Source organism: Actinoplanes sp. NPDC023714, assembly GCF_040639855.1.
Lineage (GTDB): Bacteria > Actinomycetota > Actinomycetes > Mycobacteriales > Micromonosporaceae > Actinoplanes.
In genome coordinates, this window is the sequence record NZ_JBFAAR010000009.1 from 309,645 (window position 1) to 336,298 (window position 26,654).

General features: G+C 69.4%; 22 protein-coding genes and 3 pseudogenes. 9 read left to right on the forward strand and 16 right to left on the reverse strand.

Annotated elements, in window-relative coordinates:
* Positions 1 to 4 precede the first annotated feature (4 nt).
* Positions 5 to 868 carry a helix-turn-helix transcriptional regulator gene (locus AB0G10_RS33225; protein ID WP_360930787.1) on the reverse strand — a complete coding sequence of 288 codons (864 nt, stop codon included), beginning with the start codon at positions 866 to 868 and terminating at the stop codon, positions 5 to 7.
* Between the two features lie 103 nt (positions 869 to 971).
* Between AB0G10_RS33225 and AB0G10_RS33230 the strand changes: the two genes are divergently transcribed.
* Positions 972 to 1,700 carry an SDR family NAD(P)-dependent oxidoreductase gene (locus AB0G10_RS33230; protein ID WP_360930790.1) on the forward strand — a complete coding sequence of 243 codons (729 nt, stop codon included), beginning with the start codon at positions 972 to 974 and terminating at the stop codon, positions 1,698 to 1,700.
* A gap of 89 nt (positions 1,701 to 1,789) precedes the next feature.
* Here the strand turns inward: AB0G10_RS33230 and AB0G10_RS33235 are convergent, their stop codons facing one another.
* Both AB0G10_RS33235 and AB0G10_RS33240 read right to left on the reverse strand, forming a co-directional pair.
* Positions 1,790 to 3,391 carry a phospholipase D-like domain-containing protein gene (locus tag AB0G10_RS33235; RefSeq protein ID WP_360930793.1) on the reverse strand — a complete coding sequence of 534 codons (1,602 nt, stop codon included), beginning with the start codon at positions 3,389 to 3,391 and terminating at the stop codon, positions 1,790 to 1,792.
* 126 nt (positions 3,392 to 3,517) lie between these two features.
* Entirely contained in the window at positions 3,518 to 4,732 is a 1,215-nt protein-coding gene (locus tag AB0G10_RS33240; RefSeq protein ID WP_360930796.1) for an MFS transporter, read from the reverse strand.
* Between the two features lie 99 nt (positions 4,733 to 4,831).
* Between AB0G10_RS33240 and AB0G10_RS33245 the strand changes: the two genes are divergently transcribed.
* Positions 4,832 to 5,512 (forward strand): GntR family transcriptional regulator, encoded by a 681-nt coding sequence (locus AB0G10_RS33245; protein WP_360930799.1) that lies wholly within the window; start codon positions 4,832 to 4,834, stop codon positions 5,510 to 5,512.
* 22 nt (positions 5,513 to 5,534) lie between these two features.
* On the opposite strand, the gene AB0G10_RS33250 is transcribed toward AB0G10_RS33245, so the two are convergent.
* From AB0G10_RS33250 to AB0G10_RS33270, 5 genes are all read right to left on the reverse strand, one after another.
* A complete protein-coding gene (locus AB0G10_RS33250; RefSeq protein WP_360930801.1) occupies positions 5,535 to 5,963 on the reverse strand; it encodes a S26 family signal peptidase in 429 nt (142 codons plus the stop codon).
* Positions 5,960 to 7,762: an ABC transporter ATP-binding protein gene (locus AB0G10_RS33255; RefSeq protein WP_360930988.1), complete on the reverse strand. Its 1,803-nt coding sequence runs from the start codon at positions 7,760 to 7,762 to the stop codon at positions 5,960 to 5,962. The genes AB0G10_RS33250 and AB0G10_RS33255 overlap by 4 nt, the downstream gene beginning before the upstream one ends.
* Before the next feature lie 8 nt (positions 7,763 to 7,770).
* A complete protein-coding gene (locus tag AB0G10_RS33260; RefSeq protein WP_360930804.1) occupies positions 7,771 to 8,301 on the reverse strand; it encodes a hypothetical protein in 531 nt (176 codons plus the stop codon).
* 31 nt (positions 8,302 to 8,332) lie between these two features.
* Positions 8,333 to 8,884, reverse strand: a complete 552-nt coding sequence (locus tag AB0G10_RS33265) for a MauE/DoxX family redox-associated membrane protein (protein ID WP_360930808.1) — start codon at positions 8,882 to 8,884, stop codon at positions 8,333 to 8,335.
* A 64-nt stretch (positions 8,885 to 8,948) separates the two neighbouring features.
* On the reverse strand, positions 8,949 to 9,176 hold the full coding sequence (locus AB0G10_RS33270; protein ID WP_360930811.1) for a hypothetical protein: 228 nt from the start codon (positions 9,174 to 9,176) through the stop codon (positions 8,949 to 8,951).
* Positions 9,177 to 9,321: 145 nt separating this feature from the next.
* Between AB0G10_RS33270 and AB0G10_RS33275 the strand changes: the two genes are divergently transcribed.
* Complete coding sequence (locus tag AB0G10_RS33275; protein WP_360930814.1) at positions 9,322 to 12,594, forward strand: BTAD domain-containing putative transcriptional regulator; 3,273 nt, start codon at positions 9,322 to 9,324, stop codon at positions 12,592 to 12,594.
* On the opposite strand, the gene AB0G10_RS33280 is transcribed toward AB0G10_RS33275, so the two are convergent.
* The 4 genes from AB0G10_RS33280 to AB0G10_RS33295 all read right to left on the reverse strand — a co-directional run bounded on the left by AB0G10_RS33280 (position 12,545) and on the right by AB0G10_RS33295 (position 15,418).
* Positions 12,545 to 12,874 carry a multicopper oxidase domain-containing protein gene (locus AB0G10_RS33280; protein WP_360930817.1) on the reverse strand — a complete coding sequence of 110 codons (330 nt, stop codon included), beginning with the start codon at positions 12,872 to 12,874 and terminating at the stop codon, positions 12,545 to 12,547. The two genes, AB0G10_RS33275 and AB0G10_RS33280, sit on opposite strands and share 50 nt — an antisense overlap.
* Before the next feature lie 178 nt (positions 12,875 to 13,052).
* Positions 13,053 to 13,190 (reverse strand): hypothetical protein, encoded by a 138-nt coding sequence (locus AB0G10_RS33285; protein ID WP_360930820.1) that lies wholly within the window; start codon positions 13,188 to 13,190, stop codon positions 13,053 to 13,055.
* A 345-nt stretch (positions 13,191 to 13,535) separates the two neighbouring features.
* Entirely contained in the window at positions 13,536 to 14,798 is a 1,263-nt protein-coding gene (locus tag AB0G10_RS33290; RefSeq protein ID WP_360930823.1) for a hypothetical protein, read from the reverse strand.
* Positions 14,799 to 15,154: 356 nt separating this feature from the next.
* Complete coding sequence (locus AB0G10_RS33295) at positions 15,155 to 15,418, reverse strand: hypothetical protein (RefSeq protein WP_360930825.1); 264 nt, start codon at positions 15,416 to 15,418, stop codon at positions 15,155 to 15,157.
* A 1,404-nt stretch (positions 15,419 to 16,822) separates the two neighbouring features.
* On the opposite strand from AB0G10_RS33295, the gene AB0G10_RS33300 reads away from it, so the two are divergent.
* A complete protein-coding gene (locus AB0G10_RS33300) occupies positions 16,823 to 19,237 on the forward strand; it encodes a hypothetical protein (RefSeq protein WP_360930828.1) in 2,415 nt (804 codons plus the stop codon).
* 229 nt (positions 19,238 to 19,466) lie between these two features.
* Positions 19,467 to 19,802: pseudogene (locus AB0G10_RS33305) on the forward strand (alpha/beta hydrolase fold domain-containing protein); the annotation flags it as partial.
* Between the two features lie 420 nt (positions 19,803 to 20,222).
* Here AB0G10_RS33305 and AB0G10_RS33310 read toward each other — a convergent pair.
* The 3 genes and pseudogenes from AB0G10_RS33310 to AB0G10_RS33320 all read right to left on the reverse strand — a co-directional run bounded on the left by AB0G10_RS33310 (position 20,223) and on the right by AB0G10_RS33320 (position 23,387).
* Positions 20,223 to 20,477, reverse strand: coding sequence for a hypothetical protein (locus tag AB0G10_RS33310; RefSeq protein WP_360930991.1), 255 nt, complete (start codon positions 20,475 to 20,477; stop codon positions 20,223 to 20,225).
* A gap of 631 nt (positions 20,478 to 21,108) precedes the next feature.
* Positions 21,109 to 21,889, reverse strand: a pseudogene (locus tag AB0G10_RS33315) (transposase family protein).
* A 283-nt stretch (positions 21,890 to 22,172) separates the two neighbouring features.
* Positions 22,173 to 23,387: a hypothetical protein gene (locus AB0G10_RS33320; protein ID WP_360930831.1), complete on the reverse strand. Its 1,215-nt coding sequence runs from the start codon at positions 23,385 to 23,387 to the stop codon at positions 22,173 to 22,175.
* A 396-nt stretch (positions 23,388 to 23,783) separates the two neighbouring features.
* Between AB0G10_RS33320 and AB0G10_RS33325 the strand changes: the two are divergent.
* From AB0G10_RS33325 to AB0G10_RS33340, 4 genes and pseudogenes are all read left to right on the forward strand, one after another.
* A pseudogene (locus tag AB0G10_RS33325) lies at positions 23,784 to 24,056 on the forward strand (YbaB/EbfC family nucleoid-associated protein); the annotation flags it as partial.
* 127 nt (positions 24,057 to 24,183) lie between these two features.
* Complete coding sequence (locus AB0G10_RS33330) at positions 24,184 to 24,486, forward strand: type VII secretion target (protein WP_360930834.1); 303 nt, start codon at positions 24,184 to 24,186, stop codon at positions 24,484 to 24,486.
* Positions 24,483 to 25,481 (forward strand): hypothetical protein, encoded by a 999-nt coding sequence (locus AB0G10_RS33335; RefSeq protein WP_360930836.1) that lies wholly within the window; start codon positions 24,483 to 24,485, stop codon positions 25,479 to 25,481. The genes AB0G10_RS33330 and AB0G10_RS33335 overlap by 4 nt, the downstream gene beginning before the upstream one ends.
* Before the next feature lie 23 nt (positions 25,482 to 25,504).
* Positions 25,505 to 26,077 (forward strand): DUF6346 domain-containing protein, encoded by a 573-nt coding sequence (locus tag AB0G10_RS33340; protein ID WP_360930839.1) that lies wholly within the window; start codon positions 25,505 to 25,507, stop codon positions 26,075 to 26,077.
* 31 nt (positions 26,078 to 26,108) lie between these two features.
* Here the strand turns inward: AB0G10_RS33340 and AB0G10_RS33345 are convergent, their stop codons facing one another.
* Positions 26,109 to 26,654 (reverse strand): GNAT family N-acetyltransferase, encoded by a 546-nt coding sequence (locus AB0G10_RS33345; protein WP_360930842.1) that lies wholly within the window; start codon positions 26,652 to 26,654, stop codon positions 26,109 to 26,111.

A 26,654-nucleotide genomic window follows, 5' to 3' on the forward strand; every position in this document is an offset into this window, starting at 1 on the left:
CGAATCAGCGCGGCCCCGCGCCGGCCTCCGCCTCCGACCACTGTGTCCCGAGGACGCCGAGCAGCTTCAGCGCCTCCGCGGCCGGGCTGCCCGGCGCCGCGCTGTAGATGATCAGGCGCTGGCCGTGGCCGGCGATGTCGAGCACCTCGCACTCCAGCGTCAGCTCCCCGACCGCCGGGTGGCGCAGGTGTTTCACCGTGGTGCCGCGCCGCACGCATACCCGCAGCTGCTCCCACTGCCGGACGAAGTCGGGGCTGGCCAAGCGCAGATCGGCGATCAGCCGGTGGATGCCCGAGTCCTGCGGGAAGCGGGCGGCGGCGGCGCGCAGTTCGGCGACGCATTCGGCGGCGAACGCGGCCGTGTGCGGGTCGGCGAGGGCGGCGGCGGAGTGCTCGCCGGTGAACAGGTTCCAGATGATGTTGCGGCGTTGGGCGGGCCACGGCGTCGGGTCGCCCATGAGCGCGGCGGCCATCCGGTTCCAGGCGAGGATCTGGTATTTCGCGTCGATGACGTACGCCGGGGTGTCGTCGAGCCGGTCGAGCAGGTGCAGGACACCGGCCGGCACGTCGGGGCTGGGGCCCTCCGGTGCGGCGGGTTCCTCGCCGGCCAGGTGGTACAGGTGGGCGCGTTCGGCGTCGTACAGTCGCAAGGCGCGGGCCAGCGCCGAGAGCACCTGCCGCGACGGTTGCGGGCCACGAGCCTGTTCCAGCCGGCTGTAGTAGTCCACCGAGATGCCGGCGAGCCCGGCCACCTCCTCGCGGCGCAGGCCGGGGGTGCGGCGCCGGGTGCCGGCCGCCAGCCCCACGTCGCCCGGCTGCACCCGGGATCGGCGGCTGCGCAGGAACTCGGCGAATTGGCGGCGATCCATGCGGCCATCCTGCACCGGCGGGCGCCGCGGCAACCAGGGACTGCCGATCCGTGGTTCAACCGGTCTCTGCACAGGGCGGCGGCGCGGCGGCAGGCTCAGCGCCATGAGTGAGCCGAAGGTCGCCCTCGTCACGGGGGCAAACAAGGGCATTGGGTACGAGGTGGCGAGGGGCATCGGGGCCACCGGCGCGGTCGTGCTGATCGGTGCGCGCGACGCGGCGCGGGGTGCGGCGGCGGCGGGGAAGCTCGCCGCCGAGGGGATCACCGCGGAGGTGGTGGAGATCGACGTGCTCGACGAGGTGTCGGTGTCGGCGGCCGCGGCGCGCATCGACCGCGAGCACGGCCGGCTGGACATCCTCGTCAACAACGCGGGCATCCTGGTGGAGCGCGGCCAGGCGCCGAGCCGGATGCCGGTGGCGCTGCTGGAGCGCACGTACGCCACCAACGTGTTCGCCGTGGTGACGGTGACGAACGCGCTGCTGCCGCTGATCCGCCGGTCGCCGGCCGGGCGCATCGTCAACATGTCCAGCGGGCTGGGTTCGCTCGGGATCACCAGCGACCCGGAGAATCCGTACGCGCAGTTCCCGCTGCTGGCCTACAACTCGTCGAAGAGCGCGCTCAACGCGGTGACCGTCTCCTACGCCAACGAGCTGCGGAACACCCCGATCAAGGTGAACGCGGCCGACCCCGGATACTGCGCCACCGACATGAACGGGCACGCCGGCCCGCGTACCCCGGAGCAGGGCGCGATCGCCGCGATCCGGCTCGCGACCCTGCCCGAAGAGGGCCCGACCGCCGGCTTCTTCAGCGAGGACGGGGCCGAGCCCTGGTAGGTCCGGCCTTTCCGGAGCGCCGCCGTTCCCGGCGCAGCACGGCGGTTATCGATACGACCCGGCCCGCCATTCCCAACGCGGCACGGCGGTTATCGATACGACCCGGCCCGCCGTTCCCGGCGCAGCACGGCGGGGGAGTAGCGGGCCGGCGTGAGCGCCCACTCGGCCGGGACGAAACCGGCCGGCAGCCCGGCCCGGCGCCAGGTGTCCGGTGGATGCCCGACCGGCAGCCATTCGCGGCGCCAGATGCCGAGGGCGGTGTCGAGGTCGGTCAGCGCCGGGGTGAGCCGGGGGTCGAGCGGCGTGCGCAGGTGCTCGGCCCACAACCGGACGCGCAGGTCGCGGACGAGATCGCCGGTGGTGACCAGGGTGGAGGTGATCTCGCTGTCGGTGCCGACCATGGACCGGCTGAAGAAGTTCGCCGACCCGATGCTGGCGAACACGTCGTCGACGAGCATCAGCTTGGTGTGCACGGTCAGGTTGTCGACCCGGTACATCACCACGTTGCGGCGGTCGACGGCCGGCAGCCGGTCCAGCACCCGGCGGCGCAGGTCGTGCGTGATCACCGGGCGGACCGTGCTGTCGCCGCCGTCGGCCGGGTCCTTGCGGCCGGAGCCGACCAGGATGACCTTGACGCCGCGGCGGGCCGCGGCCCGCAGCCCGCCGTACAGCTGGAACCGGGGATCGCCGCCCGGCGCCTCGTGGAAATACTGGTCCTCGAGGTAGATGTAGCGCTCGGCCGCGCCGATCGCGGTGGCCATCGCGTGGTAGATCTCCTGGATGCCGGCCCGGACCACGTTCGCCCGGCGCATCCGCCGCCACCCGCGGTGCCGGTACAGGCTCCACGGCCGGTAGGAGCGCACCACCTGCACGGCGGTCCCCTCGGCCGGGTGCTCGGGCTGCGCCGGGGCCGGCGGCAGGTCGACCGGCGCGTCCGGCGGGTTGAGCACGGTCCGCTCCCGGCTGCTCAGCAGGCTCGTGGCGCTGTACCGGGGCGGCAGGGCGGCGGTGTTCTGCCAGCGGAACTGGAACGTCTCCCACACCCGCGCCGCGGCCGGTCCGTGCAGCCGCGCCGCCGCGTCATGCCAGCCCCACCGATGACGACCGAGCCGCAGACGACGATGCGGCGAATGATCGAATCGCGAGGGCGAAAGATCAAGACCTCCGACGTACGCGGTGAGCACGCCTCCATGCCGGAACACGACCAGCTTCTGGTGGTTGGAGCCGAGCACCGGACCCGACCAGTCCAGCAGCACCCGGTTCTGCAGGGTCGGGCCGCTGTCCCGGGTGGACGGCTTCCACGTCCGGATCACCCGGGCCGCGAGCGTGTTGGCCAGGAACGGCCCGAACGGCAGCCACGGCCCGGCGCCGGGATATTCGGCCGCGCTCAGCACGATCCGCACGTCGGCGCCGTCCGCCGCCTTCTCCGCGAGCACGTCGGTGAACGGCCGATACCCGTCCTCGCCGGGCATGCGCCCGGCCAGATCGAGCTGCGGGTCAGCCTGATACCCGGCGATGCAGACGGCGTCCCCGGGCCCGAGCGCCTCCATGTGCCCGGCCAGCTCGGTGAAGTACGTGACCCCGTCGATGATCGGCTCGAACGGCGAGTTCTCCGCGAACGTCGGGCACGCCTCGGTGGCCGGCGGCAGATACCGCCCGATCAGATCATCCAGCGAAGACACACGAGACATGCCCGCGATTACACCCGAATCCCCGACCGACCTGAAGCCGAGGGGTGACCCGGCCCGTGCGGCGCCTCCATCCCGGGGCGCATCCGGTCCGTCGTACCCATGAGGTCTTCTCCTCGTCGATGGTGGTCAGGCCCGCCGGCCGCGGGACAGGACGAACGGGATCACGCCGAGGGCGAGCACGCCGCCGGCGATGGAGAGGGCGGCGTAGCTGGTGGCGGTCATGACCAGGCCGCTGGCGATGCCGCCGCCGGCGCCGGCCAGGGCGATGCAGAGGTCGACGGTTCCCTGGATCCGGGCGCGGGTCGCGGGCGGCGCGGCATCGGTGATCATCGCGGTGCCGGAGACCAGGCCGAGGTTCCAGCCGAGGCCGAGCAGGATCAGGGCCAGGGCGAGCAGCGGGACCGAGTCGTCCGGGGCGGTGGCCGAGACCAGGCCGGCGGCGAGCAGGGTGACGCCGGAGGCGACCGCGACCGGAACCCGGCCGATCCGGTCGACGAGGACGCCGGTGACCAGTGACGGCAGGTACATCGCGGCGATGTGCAGCGAGATGACCAGGCCGGTCGCGGCGAGGTCGTGGCCGTGGGCCCGCATGTGGACCGGGGTCATGGTCATCACCGCGACCATGACGAGCTGGGTGAGGACCATCGTGACGGCGCCCGCGACGACTCCCGACGAGGCCGGCGCCGGGGACGTGCCCCGCGCCGGCTCTTCCGGGGCGGGCAGGTCGCGCGCGACCAGCAGGGGGTCGGGGCGCAGCAGCAGGAACAGGATGACGCCGGCGATCACGTAGGCGATCGTGGCCAGGGCGAACGGTCCGGCCAGGGCGGGCAGGCCGTAGTGTTCGGCGGCGCGGCCGGTGGACGCCACCAGGTTCGGCCCGATGACGGCGCCGACGGTGGTGGTGACCAGCACCGCGCTGACGGCCCGGCCGCGCCGGCGCGGCTCGGAGAGGTCGGCGCCCGCGTACCGAGCCTGCAGGTTGGTGGCGGTGCCCGCGCCGTAGACCAGCAGCGAGACCAGCAGCAGGGGAACGCTGCCGAGGCCGGCCGCGACGACGACTCCGGCGCCGCCGAGCGCGCCGGCGGCGTATCCGGCGGCGAGGCCGACGCGCCGGCCGAGCCGCTGGGACAGCCGGCCGACCAGGAACGCAGCGGCGGCGGATCCGCCGGTGTAGAGGCCCGCGGGCAGGCCGGACAGTGAGCTGGTGCCGAGCATCTGCTCGGCGAGCAGGGCGCCGACCGTGACGCCGGCGGCGAGTCCGGCGCCGCTGAACACCTGCGACGCCATGACGACGCTCAGGGTTCGCTGGTGCAGCGCGGCCCGCGCTTCGATGGTCGTCATAGTTCGTAATGTATACATCATGTATCCTACAAAGGCGAGGGGTGCTGAAACGGCGGACGCCCCCTGCCCGGGCCGCCGACCGGAAGGGATAATTCCGGGATGGAACCGGCGGTGGCAGGCAGCGCGAGCGCGGCGGAACGCGCCTATCAGGCGATCCGTGACGGCATCCTGAACGGTGTGCACCCGGCCGGGACCATGTTCGGCGAGGAGGCCCTCGCCGCCGAGATCGGGGTGAGCCGCACCCCGGTCCGCGCCGCGCTCACCCGCCTGCAGGACGAGGGCTGGATCGTCATCTACCCCAAACGCGGCGCGCTGGTGCAGGGCCTCACCGAGCGCGCGGTGGCCGACCTCGAGGACGCCCGGCTGATGCTGGAGTCGACCGGGGCGAGCCGGGCCGGCGCCGCCGCCCGGGACCTGCTCGCCGCCCGCCTGCGCCAGTCGATCGAGCAGCAGCGCGCCGCGTTCGAGGCCCGCGACCTGCGGCAGTTCATCGAGCTGACGGTGGCCTTCCACCGCGCCTTCGTCGAGGCGGCCGGCAACGACATCCTGCTCGAGCTCAACGACCGGCTCGCCGACCGGCAGCGGTTCCTGCTGTTCAGCAAGGGCGACCGGTTGCTCGCCCGGTCCACGGAGATCCTGGCCGAGCACGAGATCCTCGTCGACCTGCTGCACGCCGGCGACGCCGACGGCTTCACCGACATGCTGCGCCGCCATCTGGCCGAGAACTACGTCCCGCAGGCCGCGGGTGGCTACCAGCGCGGGTCGCACGTCACCGGGTAGCGCGATCGCGCAGCACCGATGGTCACCGTGCCGTGGAGATCCCGCTTGGGGGTTGACGTGTCCGAGCCCAACACCCCCGGACCGGCCGCTCCGCCACGCCCAGGACGGCGTCCGCCGGCACGTACCCGAAGTGCCGGGAGTCCCGGCTGCGCGGGTTGTCCCCGCGTACCACCACCTGGCCCGCCGGGACGCGTCCGGCGCCCACCCGCGCCGCGACGTCGGCGGGGACCGGGTCGCCGGGCACCGCGACGGCCCGCTTGATCAGGTAGGGCGGACCGGCACCGGCCGTGTCCGGCGGGTTCGCGAAGACCAGCAGCGCGCCGGGCGGCGGGATCCGGCCGCGCGTGCGGCGGGCCAGCCAGCGCTGCCCGTCCGTCATGGTCGGGCTCATGCTGTCGCCGACCACGGTGATGACGAAGTAGCGCCGGGCCAGCAGCTTCAGGAGGTTCACGTGGCCACCCGGCCGTCCTGGTAGCCGCGCGCCTGGAGGCCGAAGAGCCGGGCGTAGTGCGAGTCGGCCGCCATGAGCCGCTCGTGGTCGCCGAGCTCGGCGACCACCCCGCCGGCGAGGACCGCGATGACGTCGGCGGAGCGGATGGCGCTCATCCGGTGCGAGATCAGCAGGCTCGTTCGGCCCTCCCGGTACGCGCTCAGCGCCTCGTGGATCCGGTGCTCCGCCTCGGCGTCCAGTCCCGAGCTGGGTTCGTCGAGGATGAGCAGGTCGGCGTCGTCGTGCAGCAGGGCGCGGGCGATCGCCACCCGCTGCCACTGGCCGCCGGAGAGGGTGACCGCCGGTTCGTCGCCGGGTTCGTCGTCGAAATAGACGCGGCTCAGCAGCGTCGCGTACCCGCGCGGCAACGCCGACAGCATCGCGTCGACCTCGGCCCGCTCGGCGGCGCGCCGGACGGCGGGCAGGTCCGTCATCCGGGCGGTGTCACCCACGCCGATGTTCTCCCGCGCGCTCAGGTCGTACGTCATGAAGTCCTGGAATGTCGCGCCGATCCGCCGGCGCAGCTGCGCCACGTCGAGTTCCCCGATCTCCACGCCGTCCCAGGTGATCGTGCCCCGGTCCGGCCGGTAGAACCGGCAGAGCAGTTTGACCAGCGTGGACTTCCCGGCACCGTTGACACCGACGATGCCGATCGCCGACCCGGCCGGCAGGAACAGGTTCACGCCGCGCAGCACCCACGGCGACTGGGGGGAGTAGCGGAACCACACGTCCCGCAGCTCGATCCCGTGCCGCAGCGGCGCCACCGGCAGCCCGGTCGCCGGCTGGTCCGGCGGCGTCGCCCGGACGTCGAGGTAGTGCCCGAAGAGCCGCAGGGCGGAGGCGGTCTCACCGACCTGGCCCGCGAGCCCGGCGAGCGAGCCCTGCACAGCGGTGACGGCCGCCAGGAAGAGCATGACGTCACCGATCGACAGCCGGCCCGCGCCGGTGCCGACGACCACCGCGATCGTGCCGGCGCCCGTGACCATCGCGGCGAGCAGCGCCAGCGAGCTGTTCATCAGGATGGCGCGGCGTTCGACGGCGAGCTGGCGGCCGGTGGCGGCGGTCGCGGTGTCGAGCATGCGGCGGCGGAACAGCCCGCCCAGGTCGAAGAGGCGGACCTCCTTGACCGCGCGTACGTCGGTGAGCAGGGACTGGTAGAACATCCGGCGCCGGAACGTCTCGTTGGTGACCTCCTGCACGGCCGCCCGGTGCCGGGCCAGCGTGAGCTGCACCAGCAGGACCGGCACGGCGGCCAGGGCGATGAGCCCGGTCATCGGCGGCCAGATGGTGACCAGGGCGGTCACGAAGCCCGCCACGACCACGACGGTCTGCACGGCGTCCAGCACGAAGGCGATGATCGACTGGGGTGCGCCGGACGCCGCCTCCTCGGCGAGCCGGAGCCGGCCCAGGAACGCGGGATCCTCGAAGCGGCCCAGGCCGACGAAGCCGTTCACCGACGCGTACAGGTCGTCCTCGACGGCCAGGCCCACCGCCCGCTGGTGCGCCATCGCCAGGTAGGACCCGCCATGCGTGGCGAGGACGGCGCCCACGCCCAGGGCCGCGGCGCCGACAGCGTAGGTGGCGGCGCGCCCCGTGTCGCCCGCCTGTCCCGCGCCCAGTTCGTCGAAGAGCAGCTTGGTCAGCCAGGAGGCGGCGACCGGCAGCACCCCGGCGAGCAGGGTGAGCCCGACCCGGCCCGCCAGCAGGGCGGGCCGGGCGCGCAGACCGAGTCGTACCGCCTCGGCGGTCCGCCGGTACATCCCCACGGTCAATGCCGTCCCGCCGGGGACATGACCTCGTGCAGGTCGTACCCGGCGGCCCGGATGGTCCCGTCGCGTACCAGGAGCACGGTCGGGAACGAGTCGACCCCGAACGCCTTCGGCACCGGGCCGAACGGCACCACCGCGACCCGGCCCACTTCGCGCGCCTTGTCCACGAGCGCCACCGTCTCCTCGTCCTCCGGCTCCCCGGTGTGGATGAGGATCACCGGCTTGAGGTCACCGGGGTCCGCGGCGAGCTGCGCGAGCACGTCGTCGCACGAGCCGCACCCCGGGCTGAGCAGCGCCACCAGCGTGTCGGATCCGGCGAGGTCCGCCTGCGACAGCATCCCGCCGTCCACGGTGGCCGCGACGAACGGGTCGATCCGGTGTCCCACCTGCGGGACGTGTTCGGCGGAGGGCGCCTGGGCGACCCGGGTCTCCAGGTCGCGGAGCTTGCGGATCATCGCGAAGCCGATGGCGAGGTTCACCGCGCCGAGTGCTCCTACCAGGACCACGGCGACGGCCAGCAGAGATGTCAAGGTCGGCTCCTTCGGTAAGCCCGGCGCCGGCTCATCGGCCGGCGGCGGTGGTGGTTTCGGCCGGGCGGCCGAAGAGATAGACGAGGTCGTCGAGGCGGATCAGGGCCGTGGCGGCCAGCGCACCGCCCGCCGTGGCGAGCAGCAGCGACAACGGGCCCGGCAGGGTGCCGCCTGCGGCCAGGTGACCGCCGGCACCGGCGACCGCGGTCAGTGCCAGCAGGGTGTTGCGCACGAGGTGGCGTACCGAGACGGGTGAGCCGCCGGCGCCGAAGCAGCGGCACCTGACCACCCGGCCGCGGCGCAGGGTCAGCGCGATCCCGCCGGTGAAGCCGAGCAGGAGGAGAAGGCCTAGGCCGTACCCGATCAGGACCGTGCCGGACGGCACCAGAAGGACCACGGCGGCGGCCTCGGCGACCGGCACCAGCCGGGCGACGAGGGCGGCGAGCCGTGGCCGGCGGACGCCCATGGCGCGCACGGTGGCACGGAATTCGGCGAACGCGGCGGGTCCGCGCAGCTTGCCCGCGGCCGCCACGGCGAAGATCGTCACTAGCAGGGCGCGGCAGGCGATGTCGAGTTCGGGCACGATCCGTCCTTCCCGGTGGAGCGGTCCGGCCGCCGGTGGCGGCCGGACCGTCGAACTACGGCGATCAGCAGAGCTGCTGCGTGGTGGTGCACCGGGTACGGCCGGTGTTCACGCAGGTTCCGGTGCAGTTGATCCGGCACTCACAGTCCTTGCGGACGTACCGCCGGCCCTCCACACAGCTGCACGTTCCGCAGCCGTTACGCCAGACGAGGTCGCCCATCTCGGGAACACACGCGCCGGCCTCGACATGACCGAGGAACTGACCGAGGACCCGGTCAGCCCACCTGTTCACACGCTTCGTCATAGACATCCCGCTCTCCGGTAGCCGGCCCGCCGGTCTGGCGGGCCGTCCCCAAGCTACGAAGTCGCGCTTACAAATCGTTTACAACCGATCTACGGAGAGAGACCATAACGATCGTTCGAACGGGGGAGGTTCGGTGGAATTCCGCGTGCTCGGAGAGGTCCAGGTCGAATCGGACGGTCGTGCGGTCCCGCTGGGCGGCGCCCGGCAGGCGGCGGTCCTGGCCATCCTGTTGCTGGAGGCGGACCGGCCGGTCAGCCCGGCCGAGATCGCCGACCGGCTGTGGCCGGACGATCCGCCGCGGGACCGCGGCGCGGTCCAGGTGTACGTCTCCCGGCTGCGGCGCACCCTGAAGGCGGCGAACGCGCAGCGGTACGGCGCGCGGATCGCCACCACCCCCGGTGGCTACCGGCTGGAGCTCGGTGACGCCCACCTGGACGCGCGCCGCTTCCGGGACCTGCTCGGCGCGGCGCAGGACGCCGGCCGGTGCGAAGAGGTCGCCGAGCTGCTGCGGCGGGCACTGGCGGTGTGGCGGGGACCGGCGCTGGCCGGGCTCCCCGACCATCTGCGCAGCCTGGCCGCGGACCTCGAGGAGGCCCGGCTGGTCGCGTTCGAGGACTTGATGGCGGCCGAGCTCGACGCCGGGCGGCACGCCGAGGTGATCGGCCCGCTCACCGACGCGGTGCAGCGGCACCCCACCCGGGAACCTACGCACGCACTGCTCATGGACGCTCTCTACCGCCTCGGCCGGTGGGCCGACGCGCTGGCCCGGTACGAGTCGATCCGCCGTCGCCTCGCCGACGAGCTCGGCGTCGACCCCGGTCCCGACCTGCGCCGCCGGTACGCCGAGATCCTGCACGCCGACGCCGCGACCCCGCCCTCCGCGGCGCCCGCGGCCCGCCCGCCGCGCCCGGCCGAGCTGCCGCTGGGCACCCCCGGGTTCACCGGCCGCTCGGCCGAGCTGTTCCGTCTCGACGCCGTACCGGGGCGCCCGACGCCGATCGTCGTGATCACCGGCGCCGGCGGTGTCGGCAAGACCGCCCTGGCCGTGCACTGGGCCCAGCGGGTCGCCGACCGGTTCCCGGACGGGCAGCTCTATGTGGACCTGCACGGCTGCTCGACGATCCGGCCGCTGCCCCCGGTGGAGGCGCTCGCCCGATTCCTGCGCGCGCTCTCGGTGCCGGCGGCCCGGATCCCGGCGGACGTGGACGAGGCGGCGGCCACGTACCGCTCGGTGCTGAGCCACCGGCGGGTCCTCGTCCTGCTGGACAACGCGGCCGGCGCTGATCAGGTCCGCCCGCTGCTGGCCGGCGGTACGGGCTCGCTGACCGTCATCACCAGCCGTAACCGGCTGACCGGGCTGCTCGCCCGCGACGGCGCGCAGCGCCTCGACCTGGACGTGCTGACCGAGTCCGAGGCCGTCGCGCTGCTCGCCACGATCATCGGCGCGAAGCGGGTACGCGACGACCCCTGCGCCGCCGCGTCGTTCGTGGATGCCTGCGGCCGCCTGCCACTCGCCCTGCGGGTCGGCGCCACCAAGCTCGCCGAGCGGCCGGACTCCGGCATCGCCGGCTTCACGGCCGCTCTGCACGGCGCCCGCTCGCTGGACCTGCTCGGCGTGGAGGGGGACAGCCTCGCGTCCGTGCGCGCCACATTCGACCTGTCGTACTCGGCGCTCCCGGCACCCGCCCGCCGGCTGTTCCGCCTGCTCGGCCTCCTGCCCAGCCCCGACGTGTCGGTGGACGCGGCGGCCGCACTCGCCGCCCTGCCGCGCGAGGAAGCGGCGGCGCTGCTCACGTCGCTGACGCAGGCGTCACTCGTCGAATCCGCCGGCGGTCAGCGGTACGCCCAGCACGACCTGCTCCGGCAGTACTCGGCCGACCTGGCGGCGCGCGACGACGCACCGGCCGGGCGAGAAGCGGCGATCCGGCGCCTGGCGGACTGGTACCTGCACTCCGCGGACGCCGCGGCCCGGGAGCTCTACCCGCAACGTCTCCGGCTGCCGGTGCAGGCCGCCGAACGGCCGCCGACGACCGCCCGCTTCGACGGGCACGCCGACGCCCTGGCCTGGTTCGACACCGAGCGCACCGGCCTGGTGGCGATGATCCGGCAGGCCGCCGAGCGCGGCCTGCGCACCACCGCGGTGCTGCTCGCCGATACCGTGCGCGGCTACTTCGGGCTCCGGCTCCCGATCGTGGAGTGGCACACGGCCGCCACCACCGCGCTCGACGCGGCGCGCGCCGACGGCGACGTCCGCGGTGCCGGCGCCGCCGAGATGAGCCTCGCCGAGCTGGACCTGCGCCAGAGCCGGTACGCCGAGGCGATCCGCCACTACTGCCGGGCCGTCGACCGGTTCCGTGCGGCCGGCTGGCCGGACGGGGAGTCGGCCGCCGCCGGCAACCTGGGCTCGGTGTACTGGGAGACCGGCCAGCTGGAGCGGTCCGCCGACGTCCTCCGGCGCGCCCTCGTGATCGACAGGCGCCTCGGCCGTCGTGACCTGGAGGCGATGAAGCTCGGCTCGCTCGGCCTCGTCTCCTTCGAGATGGGCCGCCTCGCCGAGGCCGCCGATCACCAGGCCGCCGCGGCGGCCATCGACCGCGAGCTGGACGCCGTCGCCAACGAGGCAACCGACCTGCTCAACCTCGGCGAGGCCCGGCACGCCCTGGGCCGGTTCGCGGACGCCGAGCGGGACCTGGAACGGGCGCTGCTGCTCTGCCGGGAGACCGGCAACCGGGGGTCGGAGACCGAGACGCTGCGCGTCCTGGCCGAGCTGCACGCGGACCGGGGCGACCTCGGCCGGGCGGCCGAGCTGGCCCGGTCGGCGGTGGCGCTCGCCCGGGACACCGACAACGTGCGGTTCGTCGTGCACGCGGTCAACACCCTCGCCGGCGTGCTCGCCCGCGCGGGCGAGCATCTCGACGCGGCCGTGCACCACCGTGGCGCCCTGCACCTGGCCCGCCGCCACGGCGTGGGAACCGCGGAGGCGAACGCCCTCATCGGCCTCGGTTCGGCGGCCGGCCGCCTGGGCCGCCCGGACCAGGCCTGGCAGCGCCTGCGCCGGGCGGTACGGCTCTGCCGCACCGCCGGTTACCGGGTGCTGGAGGGCCGTGCCCGTACCGCCGGCGCCGACCTGCTCCGGGCGTGCGGCCACCGGGACCGGGCGTGCTGGCATGCCGAGCAGGCGCTCACGCTGCACCGCGAGTGCGGTCACCGCCTCGGCGAGGCGTACGCGCTCAGCGTCCTCGGCGGCCTCGGTGACCGTCCGCACCGGCCGTCCGCCCGCGACTACCGCCGGGCGGCCGCCGGCCTCTTCGCCGAGCTCGGCGCGGCCGCCACCGCGGACCTGTGGTACGTGCTGGCTACTCCGACGAGTTCCCCGCCTCCCCGCCCACCCGGTACGGCGTGCTGACGTCCACGTGCGCCAGTCTGTGGCAGTGGTCGGCCCGGATCCCCGGGTTGTTGGCGACGAACGCGATCTCGTAGCTGTCGCCGTCGGCCACGTCCAGCGAGTCGACCCACCACGGGTTGCCGGTCGCCGCTCGCGCTACCCCCGCATCCTGGACGCCGGCTGCTGCGGCGGTTCCGATCGGGCCGAGCTGATCAACCTGATCGGATGCGACGCACGTGGGTCTACGAGCGGCTCCCAGCCTATGCCGCTGCCAGCCGCGCCCGGATGACTCGCCGGACATGAGGTGCGCGTTCGACGGACGAGTGTCGACCGAAGACCAGCAGGATCCGCGAGCGTCCAAGGCCTGGCAGCTTTCCCGCGTCCGCGGCCTGATCGAACCGGCCGGCGGCGAGATCGTCGCCTAGTTCTTCGACATCGGGCTCTCCCGGTCATTGCAGTGGAAGCGCCGCCCCGAAGCGCTACGCCTCCTCGACACGATCAAGAGCCCAGAGCGAGACATCGCCGCCGTCGTCACCGACGCACCACCCCAGCGGATGACCGAGGACCAGCTCGACGCCATCGCTGCGGCCTTCAAAGACTTGATCAAGCTGATCCAAGGGCGGACCCATACGACCGCGCCGAGCTATACAGCCGCATCGGCCTCAGGATGACCTACCAGCAGGCCAGAAAACACTGAAGGCCGAGGTCGTCAGCGACGACTTCGGCCGTGTGTATTACGTGTGTCCGAGGGTCAACACAAACCTATCCCCAAAACACCATATTGCTATCTACTACTATTCCATTGAATTAACCCACGAGGAACCCCGGCCAGGAGCAGTTCACCCAACCGGGGTTCCTCGCTTTACGCACCACCAGTTCGTGGCCGCATTCCGGCTCGCGGGGACCGCGCGGGCCGGCACCTTCGGCGGGCGGCTGCGCCGGCAATGAGCTCACCAGTTCGCTCACGTCGGCCGCAGCTCCTCGCCACTGGCTTCGGACAGCAGCAGGCGCTGCGCGGCGGCTGCGAGACTATAGAGTTCACGCTCGAAATCACGCGCGGTGTTCTCAGAAATGCCACTCCAGAATGCCCACGCACCGAAGGCCGGCTCGGTGCCGTGCAGGACACCGTCGTGGGCTGTGCGGGATCGCCAGTTGTAGAACTTCCGGCCGAGGGCATCGGCCTCCTGTGCCGGGATCACACGTGCCAGGGCGTCTCGGAACCGATCTCCGCTGCCGGTCACCACCCTGCATTCCCGGCAGCGTGGCAGCTTCTTCACCTTCCGGTTGCCGAGTGCCTCGACTGTGGTCACGAAAGCCAGCGCGGCATGTGAGGGGTGGTGCGCCATCATGAGCTGACCCTCGTGATGATTCAGCAAGGCATCGACCATCCTCTTGTCCCTGGTGATCGTTTCCCACCGCCGGCCGATCCAGCGTGGGATCTCGACGCTTTGTGTCAGCGCCTCCGTGTCTGGCGGAACCTCGTCATCGCGGTCCCACGGCGATATCGCCGGAATATGAATGTCATCCACATTCATCGGTTCGGTGTCCCCGTGGCCATTGAATCGGGTCAGCGGATTCACGCTGCTCCGCTGAATCCAGGGCATCCCAAAAGCGACCGACAGTAGCGAACACAACAGCCTGATCCGCCTCGCGGCCTCCTCGTGAGCGACGTTGCTGTTGTAACCCATCGAACTACCGGTGACCTTGACTAGGCCGGTGTGCCGGTCGTTGCTCTGGAAGATGTTGAATCTGCCCGGCACGTTCTCGTAGAAGAGTTCTAGTGCCGGAACGAGTCTCAAGCCCGCCACTTCAGTGGGCTCGCTCAGGCGAAGGGCGACTACGTCTGGTGTGTTCGGATCGCAGCCGATGATCGTCCACCAGGCGAAGTCAGTTACCGCCCCGATCTGGCCGATGGCATGCGTCACCGCATCACGCCATGGTTCGACGGCTACCTCTGACGGGTCGCCGTCGCCCAGTACAAGACAGATCGGGCCCTGGCCGGTCGGGAAGAGTACCCACAGCGCAGTGCGATGCTCCGTGCCCGATGGTCTATAGATGTGTCCGCCGGGGAATGCGGCGTGGCCGGACATCTGGAAACCCGTCGCCCGCAGCCGCCGAAAGACGAGGTGGATCCACTCGTCGCCGTTCTTGCGGCGGTCGAGGTCGAGCGGCGCGCCGTCGTTGAGTGGCACGAGCCAGGTGAATCCGTCCGGGAGCGGGAACATCAGGCAAAGATCCCACCCAACGCACGATCACGCGATCCAATTCGCCGGCGTGGCCCTCCTCACGGCGCCTTCGCGAACCCGTCGGCGGTGGCGTTGGCGGGGAGGCGATCGGCGTAAAGCCCGTGGATTTTCGATTCCTCGCCCATCGCCTATCAGTATTTGTTCGGCGCAGGCGAAGTCGCCACGGTGTTCGGCGGCGATGAGCCAGGCAGTCTGCTGGGCGCCAAAGAGGCGCCAAAGAAGAACTGCCCAAGCCCGTGTCAGCCGAGGTGCCGGACCCGCGCGGTCTTCGCGCTCCGGTCCGGTGCCGGGTCACGGAGCGCCGATGATCGGGGCCTGCGGCGTGAGCCGCGCGGTCAGTTGAGACCGGCCAGGTGGACGGCGGCGACGGCCACCAGGCCGGCGCCGAAGAGGGTCACCCCGCTCGACGCGAAGATCGGCGTCACGCGAGTGGCCGCGCGCAGCGCCGCGTACGTCCGGGCGCTTCGGGTCACCAGCGAGCTGCCGGCGACCGCGAGGACGCTGACGCCGAACAGCACGACGGCCATGCCGATGCCGAACGTGATGACCATCAGCAGCGCGAAGCCGCCGCGGCCGAGGAACAAGCCAGTGGCCAGCACGAAAAATGCAGCGAGAGAGGGGTCAGGCCGTCGGATATGCCGAGCAGCAGCAAGCCGGGTCGTCTTTCCTCACCGTGCGCGTGACCGTAGTGACCGTGGTGGTGATGATGGTGGCGTGACCGTCGTGGGAGTGTGAGTGGCCGTGCAGGTGACGCCGCAGCATCCAGGCGCCGGTGCCGAGGCCACCCCCGCGCCTGGCTCACCACCCACCCCGGCGCCGACGCAATGCCTCTACGAGGCGACCGGCTGGGTCCACCGCGCCGGCTTCGCCGCCGGCGGCGACCAGGTCGTGCTCTACACCCGCGAAACCCCGGCAACCCGCACACCCTCCTCCTCATCGACGTGCGGTGTCTCCCGCTCCACCTTGTTCACGCCACCGGACCGCAGGCCAACCCGCCGCCCGGTGTGACAGTCTCACCAGCACGGCGCCGGACACGCCGGTCCAGGCAACACAACGATCTACCCAGGCATCGCTGGTCATCCGAGGCCACTTGACCTTGCTTCGCCTAGCGAGATCGATGGATCCTTCCGGGGCGGTGCTGATTCCTCCCAGGCCAACGCGAGCGCTACCAATGAACGCAAGGCCCGGTGACTTTCGATCGGATTATGCCGGTTCACCGCCCAGCACCGCGGTGTGGAACTGCCGGAGCATGGCGTGCTGCGCAGTCGTCTGACACACGATCGAACGGTTTCCCATGAGTCGGTGACGAGCAGGAGACGGCAGCCGGGCATCAGCCCGTAGCGGTGCCGTACGGGGGCCTGCAGGCGGAGCTGGCCTGCGTTATCCGGAGACCGCCTGCTCGGCGGCCCTGATCAGGATCAGGCCGCCGGTGAGCCGCATGTCCAACAGGGCGCCGGGCAGCCAGCCGAGAGCGGTCAGCAGCGTCGCCGGGGCCACCCGGCCGTCTACGAGGAACCTGACCGGAATGGTTCACTCGGTCGGGTTCCTCGTGTCTGGGCTAGGACGGTGTCGGCAGCCGCAGATTCTGGGTTCCCCGATCGTGACGGCCGATGTTCTGCGACCTACTCCTTCCCGACCGTGCAGCTCAAACGCGAGGCCAGCGATGCGGTGGTCCGGTGTCGAGGGCGGTGAATCTCGGAAACCTGCGCCAGAATCGCGTCACGCATGACATTGAACTCGGCTACGGGTATCGGTCGTTCACCGATGCCGAACCCTCGGTGTACGGAGCACCCACAGCTCTGGGCAACAGCCGGGAACGCTCGCGAATGGCTAGTCATCCAGCGGTAGGCAGTAGTTGGCCGGTGACTGGCGCACCGGACGGTTGAACGGAAATCATGTTGACACCGCTGTGAAGACTGGAGGAAGGGGTGATGCTCAGCGTGAGAGGGAAGCGTGCCGGGTTGCGGTGGGTTGTTGCCGCAGCGTGGGTAGCGGTGCCGCTGTTGGCAGCTGTTCTCGTTCTGTTCCCCGGTTTGCCGATAGCCGCTGGTGACGATGCCGGTTCCTACCAGGCCACTGTCGATGCCGCCATTGCGGCAATCACCGCAGCTATGCTAGTGGTTGTGCCAGCCGTAGTCGCGGTTACGGCACAGGCGCTATCACAGTTTTCGTGGCAAACCGTAAGCGTGCTCGTGGGCTGGCGAACTGCGATCTCCCTGGCCGCGGCCGCATTGGTCGGTATCTGCCTTCCACTTGGTTTGGCCGTCAACCCGAGCCCGCCCGGAACACGGGTTGCTTTTTCCGGATTCTTCGTTGCTATCGCCATTATCGGATCCGCGGCTGCAGCGGCGGTGCTACATGCCACTCCTGAGTGGCTGGTCGGACAGGTGAGCAGGCGGGCTCTCAGGCGACGCAGGTCGAGCCGCTACGCCGCAATACTGGGCGATCTGATCAGCAACCCCCGGCTTCCGGTCGGTGAACACCGCCTCGCAGTCGCGGCATGGGTTGGCGCAATGCTGAACCAGGCAGCCAAGAGCGCAGACGCCAGCGAGATTGGGCAGGCCGTACGCGAGATCGGGGCCGAGCTCGGCAAGGAGGTCGGTCCGACTCATCGGGCGGCCGTGGCCGGCCTGATCGTGGTCGGTCTTCGGCTGCGGCACGAGTCGGAGGTCAGTGAAGCAGTTTGTGATGTCCTTTTCGAAATTGCCGTCCGGGCGCGCGCGGCCGGACGGCATGACATCGCACGGGAGGCGCTCGACGGACTGACCGAGACAGTCGCCGGGCGCCTTGAGTACCTCATCGCGCCTAAGAAGCTGCTGCACCTGTTCGAACCGGCAGCTACCGCGGACGACGAGTGCTTCGTTGACCGGCCAGCAACGGCAGATTTCGCAAGAGTGGCAGAACTGGCGAGTCAGCCATTGACGTGGGAGTCACTGGAGCGGTGCTTTCCCGACCATGATCGACCGGATCACCGGTACGACGATTGGTCGGGTTATGAGCTACTGGAGTCGACCGTCGATCGGCTGGTCTCGGTCATGAGCCCGTCCGGCGGCGCCCCCGCTACCAGCCACCAGGAGGCAGCCGAGTTCGCGACCGATGTCCGACGTCTCGGCGCTCTCGGAACTCGTCTGTTCCGATGCTTTGCGTATTCGCGCTGTGACGCCGTGGAGACCGACCTGGAGACGGTGGCGGCCCGGCTAATTGGAGCTGACGTTCTACCTCCACGACCGATCGACCGCACGGGCTGGCGGCGCGGGCACTTTGAACGACGTCCCCACCCCGCGTCCGTCCTCGCTGAGGTGATGAGCGACCTGGCGATGGCCGCGTTCGAGAGCGGCTACGATCGCCGGGCGCTGCTGACCGGGCGGCGACTCATCAGCCTTGCCACGGCAGCCGCGCAAGCCGGCGACAAGGCGTCGGTAGTGGCCTATGTAGATGCCGTTTATCGGTTCGTCAATCGGAAGATCTATCACTCGAGCTCGCGAGTCGTGGCGGCTCGCGGAGCGGTTGTCGTCGCTGGGCTTATCGAGGAGTCGGAAGAGCTGCGCCGAGTGTTGCCGTGGAAGCCAGATGAGCGGGACAGCGCCCGGGACACCCTCGGGGTTATAGCCTGGCAGCCGAGCGGGCACGAACGGGAATTGGCGGCCGCGGCCTGGCTTGTCGAGGCCCGCGCAGCACATCGGATGTCTCCGGAGTTGCGTAGCGCAGCCGTTGAAGAGCTGCGGCCATACTCATTGGGTGCTGGTACCTTGTCGGCCACTATCCTGCTTACGCTTTGGGCGGACAGTGTGCAGGCGCATCGCGACGGTGACGAGAAGCCCGCGCTGGAGCTGGCCGCGTTTCTGAAGAGCGCCGGCAAGCAGAGGGGAAGGCTCGGTGACGCAGCAGCCGCGTGGGCGTCCGTGCCGGCTAGCAAGGCTGTGTTGCGCGCCTCACGTGACGGAACCCTGAATCTCGGGCGAGTGATCAATGCCGAACGGAAGAGGCCGGGATTCGCCGATTGGACCTACCACGGTGTCACCGACGCGGACGACTCCAGTTTCGTCATCGTCACCTACGACAATGGCGAGAAACTCCTCCTGCGCGATCGGGAAGCCGGCGCGCGCGGCGTTTTCACCTGGGGTTACGAAGGAAACGGTCCGGACGCACTGGCCGAGGAACTAGCGGCGCATCTTGTCGGCCGCCGACATCTGCTATGCGCGGACTGCTTCGGCGCTGCAGCGGCATTGTCAGATTTGATCACTTGCATGGCTTGTCGAAGCAGCGGCCGACGCCGAGGCGCCACGGCATTCACGGCAACTCTGGCCGAACGTGTCGTCACCCGCCTGCCGCGATCACAGGAACGGCCGGTGGCTCCGGAGGTGTTGTGGTCGCGGACCCGAGTCGAAATCCTTCAAGCGGTGCTCGATGTCCAGTGAATTTCGTCTGTCTCATGGCGAACGTGCTCGCAACCAGTAGTGGCAGCGGATCGACACGCCCCGTTTGACGAATTCGTACCCGATCCGGTACGGCGACGAACCGCGCGACGCCCGAATCTCGGCCGGCGCCCGGGAGCAGAGACTCGACGGCTGAGTCGCTCGCCAATGGCAACTCCTCTTTAGACTTTGGGCCTGTCCTGGGGTGTGGATCCTAGGCTGGTGGCCGTGGGTGGGGATCAGCGCCGGGGCCAACCTGACCGCCGCGTTGTGCAACGACCTGACGACCGGGCCGGCCTTCCAGATGCTGCTCTATCCCGCGACCGACCTGGCCCGTGTGTCAGCGTCACGGCGCGACCTGGCCGACGGCTTCATGCTGACCGAACGCGACGTCACGTTCCTCTACGACGCCTACGCCTTGACGAGCCATCGGACCGACCCGCGTCTCTCGCCGCTGTACGCGCCTCTCGCGCCCCCGCTGCCGCCGACATACATCGCCACTGCCGGGTACGACCCGCTACGCGACGAAGGCATCGCTTTTGCCCGAGCCTCGCGACGGCGGGCGTCGCGGTGCAGCACCAGGCTGTTGACGACCTCATCCATGGCTACCTCGTTTTCGCAGGAATCAGCGCCCGGTTCCGCGAGGCCGCGATCGACGCCGCCACGCACTGAGGGATGGGATCCGCCATCGAGCGGGCACCACCTCTCCGCGCTGCCAGTGAGCAATTTTCAACCTGGCATCGGGCCGGAGGCTGCCGGGCCGTTGACCGACGCGGCCGGCGAGGCCCTCGCGACGTTGAAAAAAGCTCGATGTAAGCGACGTCCTTGCCGATCTGCAGGCCGCAGCCCGCGCACGGGTAAACGGTGCCAAGCCGCCGACCCCAGAGCCCGCGTCGTCGGCTACAACGGGGGCGGGGTCGTAAACCTGGCGGCCTGGCGCATCCGCCGTACGGGTAGCGCCAGAGCCAACCAAGCCGGGGTCCTACAGCTAGGTGACGGGCTTAGCGACCTCGATGACGACGACCACGCTCGGATTGTCCGGTTGGAGCAGCCCAACCACATCAGTAGTGGCGGACACCATGGACATCAGCGCGGCGATGATGGTCGCGTAGAACGCAACTCGTTCGCGCACTGAATGCTCGTGGCGAGGGGCACCGAGACTTGAGGGCCTTGGGTGAATCTGCCTCGTGGACTGCTGCGCCTTCAGGCAGAGCAGTGCGACGATGGCGAGGGCGGTGAGCAACGGGGCCTCATCTACTGGAGAGAGGACGGTGCCACGCTCCGGGCGGGCGCTGTGGCGTACGAACAGGGCGGTGTTTGTTCCATGAGGCCTGGAACGAGGCGACGTTCGGGCGCTCCCGCGCTTCTCCACGCGACGGCGAGCGCACTGCCCGGAATCGATTGAGTGTTGCTCTCCTTCGAGAGGAGCACGGGTTCACGCAAGATGCGAGCATTTGTCAGCCACTCGACAGAATGACGGTCCGGCCGGCCCGCCTCCTCCATGGCGTTGCTCGCTCGGCAGGCAGCAGCAGAACGAACTGGACGTGGCCGCAGCAGCGCGATCGCGGGCGCTCGGGCACCTCGGTGCAACGAGCATGATCCCGGCCTCCGTCCCCCCACGCGCGGACGCGACGGAGCAGCGAACCCGAACCGCCGGTTTACGGCTCGGAGAACTACGAGGACAACGCTGTCCGGCCGCGACTTTTACCCGGCGATGTCGCTGTGCGGATATCAGCAGGGTGTTTCGGCAGGGTGGACCATCGGCTCGTACGGGCGGTGATCTTGTTGAGGTCCGCACCGGTGACGTCCTCGTACCGCCGCCACCATGACACTGCGCCCCGCATGGCCTCTGAGTCTTCGACGTCACAGCCTTTTCATCGTGCGTAGCGGTCGGTTTCGACGTGGTGCAGGACGAGGATGGCCTGCATGATCGCGGTGGCGCGACGCGGGCAGCAGTGCAGCTTGGTCAGGATCTTCCAGGTCATGAGGGTGGCGATCGCGCGTTCACCGCAGGCGCGGATCTTCGCGTGTGCCCGGTTGACCGCCTTTTGTCGGCGTGACCGCTTCGGCCGGAAGCGGCGCCGCTTGAACGGGGTGCGCACGCTGCCGGGGGCTCCTTGGTAGCCCTTATCTGCGAAGGTCATCACTTCTGCGATGGTCAGCGCGTCGATGATGCCGTGAGTGCGCGGCGGTCAGGTCGTGGGTCGCTCCGGGCAGCGCGCCGGAAGCCCACACGAGTCGCCCTGCGGCATCGGCGATGACCTGCACGTTGACGCCGTGCCGCTTGTGCTTGCCGGAGTAGTACGGTTTCTGGTCGGCGACCCGGTCGATCGGGATCAGCGTGCCGTCCAGGATCGCGTACGCCAGCTGCCGGATGCGCCGCATAGCGGTGGCCAGGTTTTCGGAAGCAGCGCGGAGCAGGGCAACCGCTTCTTGGGCATAGCGTCACGCGGTGGCGACGCCGATCTCGAAGCTGGCAGCGAGGCGGGTGTAGGTGTCGCCGTTGCGCAGGTGGGCCAGGGCAAGCAGGGCTTGCCGGCCCGGGGCCAGCTTGCGCCATCGGGATTTGCGCTGCTGGCGGTGGCCTCGGATGCGATCGGCGAGGTGGTTCAGGGTCCGGCTGGACAGCGAGATCGTGGCAGGGTGGGACAGCATGGCGATGCTCCCGGTCGGGGCATTGGGTTCTGGTCGATTTGCTGTCCTACCTGGAGCTTCGCCCTCATCGAGCAGCGGCCCCCGACCGACCGGACTGACCTGCAAGATCAGGTTGGAAAAAGCTCAATGACCGCGACTTACCAGCAGGCGTGGACCCTGGTCAGCGTCGGCCGGCTTCGGACTCATTGACAACGGAACCGGAGACGACCGGCGAGATCGTTTCGAACCGTGAGACGGCTGTACCAACGTTCGAGGTCTGGCTGGATGCGTCGCGTCCGCCTCATCACAACTTGACGACCTTAATGATGTCGGGGAGCTTGATCGCCCCTGTGGCGAGGAGGACCAGGACGGCGAGCACGGCAACGATCGCTAGTGTTCTCATGAATCCCTGATGTGTTCTTTCGAGTCCGGTGAGCAGCCTGTTCGTGACAACGGCGAATCGGCCGGGTGTCTCGCTGCGGTAGTCCTCCTGAGGGTTTCCTGATTCGTCAAATGCCCGCATGCGGGCCGCAATCGTTTCGAACAACCTTGTTGAGGTGGGATAGCAGAGAAACGCCGACAGCATGACGAGGTCTGAGCGGACGTCTTCGAGCTTCGCGCCGACCGAAATCCTGTTCGACAGAAAGGCGCGGAGGTTTCCTGCCACGCTACGCAGCAGTACTGCGTTGAGGCTCTGGATGCGTGCCGCTGATTCCCTCCTAGATACGACGACGGCATGCCGGTCCAGGAGTTGGCACACGCTCATCAACGCGTTGCGAAGCGGAGCACCCCCGTGCGCCGCGGTGCCGTGATCGGTGGTCTGTATCAACAGTCTAAATACGGCCCAGCGAGGAAAGGCCCACGGCAGCAGGCGCCGGAACAGCCATGCGACCACGGCGACGGGCACGATTCCCGCCAGGTATATCAACTCGATCGGATCGGCAAGTTCTCCGTTCGGCCCAGTGGTGACGTGCGAGGCGGCTGCCAGTACGGCCATAAAAGCAAACGGCACGATCATGCCGTCGATGAGGCTAAGGCGAGTAGTTGCAGCCACCATTCGGATGCGTGTCCGGTTCGCGATAACCCATGGGTGCAAATCGAGTGCAGGGTATATCTTGCCGGATTGCCGACCACCGCTGACTACATAGGCAAACGTCGCACCACTGAGGGACAGGCCCAGCAGCCCGCTCGTGATAGATAAGAACGGTTCAGGTCGGTTTCCCGGAATAGCGGCACCTAGTGGAATTACGATGGCTACGGAGAAGCAAATAGCTACCGTGAGAAGGAGAAACGTTGTGAAAACCGGCCGCCCTCCGTAGGCGATTGACTGGGCGGCGAGCCACAGGCGCCCCCACAGGCTTGGCCGAGGCTCCTGACGCGCCAGGACTGCCACGATGCGCCTGTCTTCACTCACGTTCGCCAGAATCCACGTGGCGAAGCATGTCGCGCCAGCTGCGAAAGACAAACTGAGGATGTAGGTGCCTGCCGCAAAGAAAAGCATCTCAAGCGCCGACCGCATGACCTATATGTACCATCGTGAATCAATGTGGCGGTGGGCCAGGTGGGCGGATGCCGCGAGGTCGGCACGGGCCGTCTGCTTCGACCTCTGCGCGCCCGATCGGCGGATCTGACCGGCGTTGCTGTTCCATCAATCAACGCCACGGAGCCGGCGAGCGAGACATCGATCCGCTGAACCCAGGACGCGCGGCTGGCGTTTACAGGTGTGTAGTTGCCACCTGTCAAGGCCTTGGCCGGCCCGCTCCTGCTCGGAGGATCAGTCGATGGACAAGCGGTTGCTGGGCATTACACCATCGGATCATCATTCCGACTCGGCAGGCTTCGGCCTTGCTGTGAGAACACGTCAGCCGCTTCTGCCGATCAACGGCTACCCAGCCGTCGGCACGAGGACGAAGCCGTGCCGCTGAGCCCTGATGACGTTCTCGAGGATTGGCAGGCCAGCGCACAGCGGGTAGCGGAAGCCGGCATGGAGCTCGCCGAGCGGCTACGGCAAGTCAGTGCCGCCGCAGAGTCCGCCGACGGCGATGTTCGAGTGTCGGTCGACCATGCCGGCGGGCTGAGCGGCCTGACGCTGGCCGACCGTGCGATGCGGCTTGAACCTGAGGAGCTGTCGCGCCTGATCGTCGCTACCAGTCAGCTCGCGCAGACCCGGTTGGCGCAGAACGTCGCTGACCTCGTCCGGCGGATGCGGGCGCCGACTCTCCGACGACGGACTTCATCGCCGGCGCCTACGCCGAAGCGTTCCCCGACCTGGAATCCGGTGACGAGTCAGGGTACGGCCGGCGATGAGTCACCCCGTGTTCCGTCTCGATGTGGACGCCGTCCAGGGCCACGCCCGGATGGTCGACGGGGTCGCGGAAATGCTGGACGCCGTGACCGCGGCGGTCGGTCACCTGCAGCTGCACAGCGAGGTGTACGGCGAGTGGCCGGGGCCGTTCATCACCGGGTTTCTTGGCATCGCGCAAGAGCAGGCGATCCAGGACATGCGCAGTGGCACTGACGCCACCTCCCACCTCGCCGATCTGCTGCGCTCGCTCACCGCGGACATCGCTCTGACCGACGATGAGGCCGCCCGGGAGTTGCGGGAGGCGGGGCCGTGAATGGCGCCTACGTGGGTTGGCCGGGACTGATCGCCGGAGAGCGACCCACCAAGGCCTATGAGGGCACCGGCATCTTCGAGTCTGCCAGCGGCATGGTGGACAGCGGTTTCCGCGGCGATGTGCCGGGCTTTGCCGGCAATGGCGTCGCCGCCGGCCTTGCTGCCATAGGCGCCGTGATGGATCCGCTCCAGGTCGTGTTCGCCGCTGGTGTGGGATGGCTGATGGAGCACGTCGCCATCCTGCGAGAGCCCCTCGACAAGCTGATGGGTGACCCCAAGGCCATCGACGCGCACGCGCAGAGTTGGAAGAACATCGAACAGCGGATCTACGACGCGACCGATCTGTTCGTCGATGAGGTCAACCGCACCACCACGGCTTGGACGGCTGCCTCCGCTGATGCGTACCGGCAACGGGCCCGTGAGCACGCCGAGTCGATCCAGGCCATGGGCAAGCTCGCCGACGGCATGGGCCGGGCCACCACAGTCCTGGGCGCGATGGTCGGCATCGCCCGCAATACTGTGCGCGACATCGTCGCCGAGGTGGTCGGCGCGTGTATCTCCGCGGCTATGCAAGCCGTCAGCGTCGTACTCATCCCCAAGATGGTCGCAGAGATCTCCATGCTGGTGTCCAAGGCCAGCTTGAAGATCTTCACCGTGGTGAAGCGGCTGATGACGACGATCGAGAACACGGGTCTCTTCGTCCGGCAGATGCAGGCCATGATGAGCCAGATCGGGCAGTCCAGCCGCAACGTCTTGCGCCTGGAGGCACACCGCATCGAGGCGGTCGGCACGGCGGGGCAAGGCTGGCGCGGAACCGCCGACGCATACAGACTGCTGAGCGAGGGACACATACGAGCCCACGGCGCTGTCGGCCAGGTCATGGTCAACACTGCCCGTACGGCAGCACAGGGCAACACCTCGCAGAACACAGGCTCGGGCGCCTCCGACACGATCGAAGGCAACCCGGCGCCACCACCCATCGGGGTCGAACCTTAGCGATGACGAAGGGGAAATCCGCCGTGGAATCCCACGACGAACGGTTAGCCAGACGCGCCGCCGAACGCGCCGAAATCGAGCGGCAACTCGACCGCGAAGAAGCAGAGGCTCAGGCATCGGCAGCGATCCCGCGCCAGCGGGGCGGGAAGCTGCGCTCGGCAGCCGCCTTCATCGTGATCGTCCTCGTGGCTGCCACGCTGATCAGCCTCTGCGTGACCCTGATTCGCCTGGCAGGGTACGACTTCGCCGATGCAAGCCGCACCGGTCAAGCAACCGCCACTTACTGTACGAAGCATGGACCGGTCACCAACCGAGGCTTCGGCTACTGGCACCGCTGCGTCGCCACCATCCGCTGGGACGACGGCGGCACCGACCGGCTCGTCACCGACGAGGTGTTCACCCCGGCCGACATCGGCGAGGCGGTTCGAATCGGCGACGTCGGCGAACACCGCGGTCGCAGGGAACTAGCCCGTGAGGACACCCCGGTAAGGCCCTGGTTCACCTGGATCGGCGTCCTCGTCGGCATCGTTGCCCTGATACCTACCTTCTTCGTGGCGATGATCCTCCGCGAGTCGCTTCGTTTCCGCCGCAGATGACACGAGGCGTCAGCCTTCGCCGCGCTGCTGATCAGCTGACTGGGGTTCGCAGATCGAGCGCCATGGCGTCGAAGGTGGGCGAGTCCTCGAAGGGCTTCTTCGTGCCGATCCTGAGCCAGCCCCACCGGTCATAGGCGATCTGCGCCGGTTCGTTGTCGCCGCGAACGAGGAGGTGGGCGATCCGTTCGGGGCGCCGGTGGAGCAGCTCGTCGTGGATGCGGCGTCCGTAGCCGTGTCGTTGGTGATCCGGGGCGACGGCGAACTCGCGGAAGATGTAGATCGGACCGGGCTCGCCGATGTCGGAGACAACCGATGCGATCTGTGTCCAGGTTTCCTCGTCCCCGTCACGCGGGCTGCCGAACGCGTAGCCGATGCATTCGTCGCCGTGCCAGCCGGTCACGAGGTCGAAGTCACGGGTCTTGACGTAGATGTCGGTGAGGCGGGACCAGTACGTGTCCGGCGAATACCACGGCTGATCGATCAGGTGGGCGTGGGTTGCCGCATAGATCCGGATAAGGTGGTCGCTCAGTTCAAGGGCTTCCGTGGGGCTTGAGTGGCGGAGAGTCAGCTCGGTCAC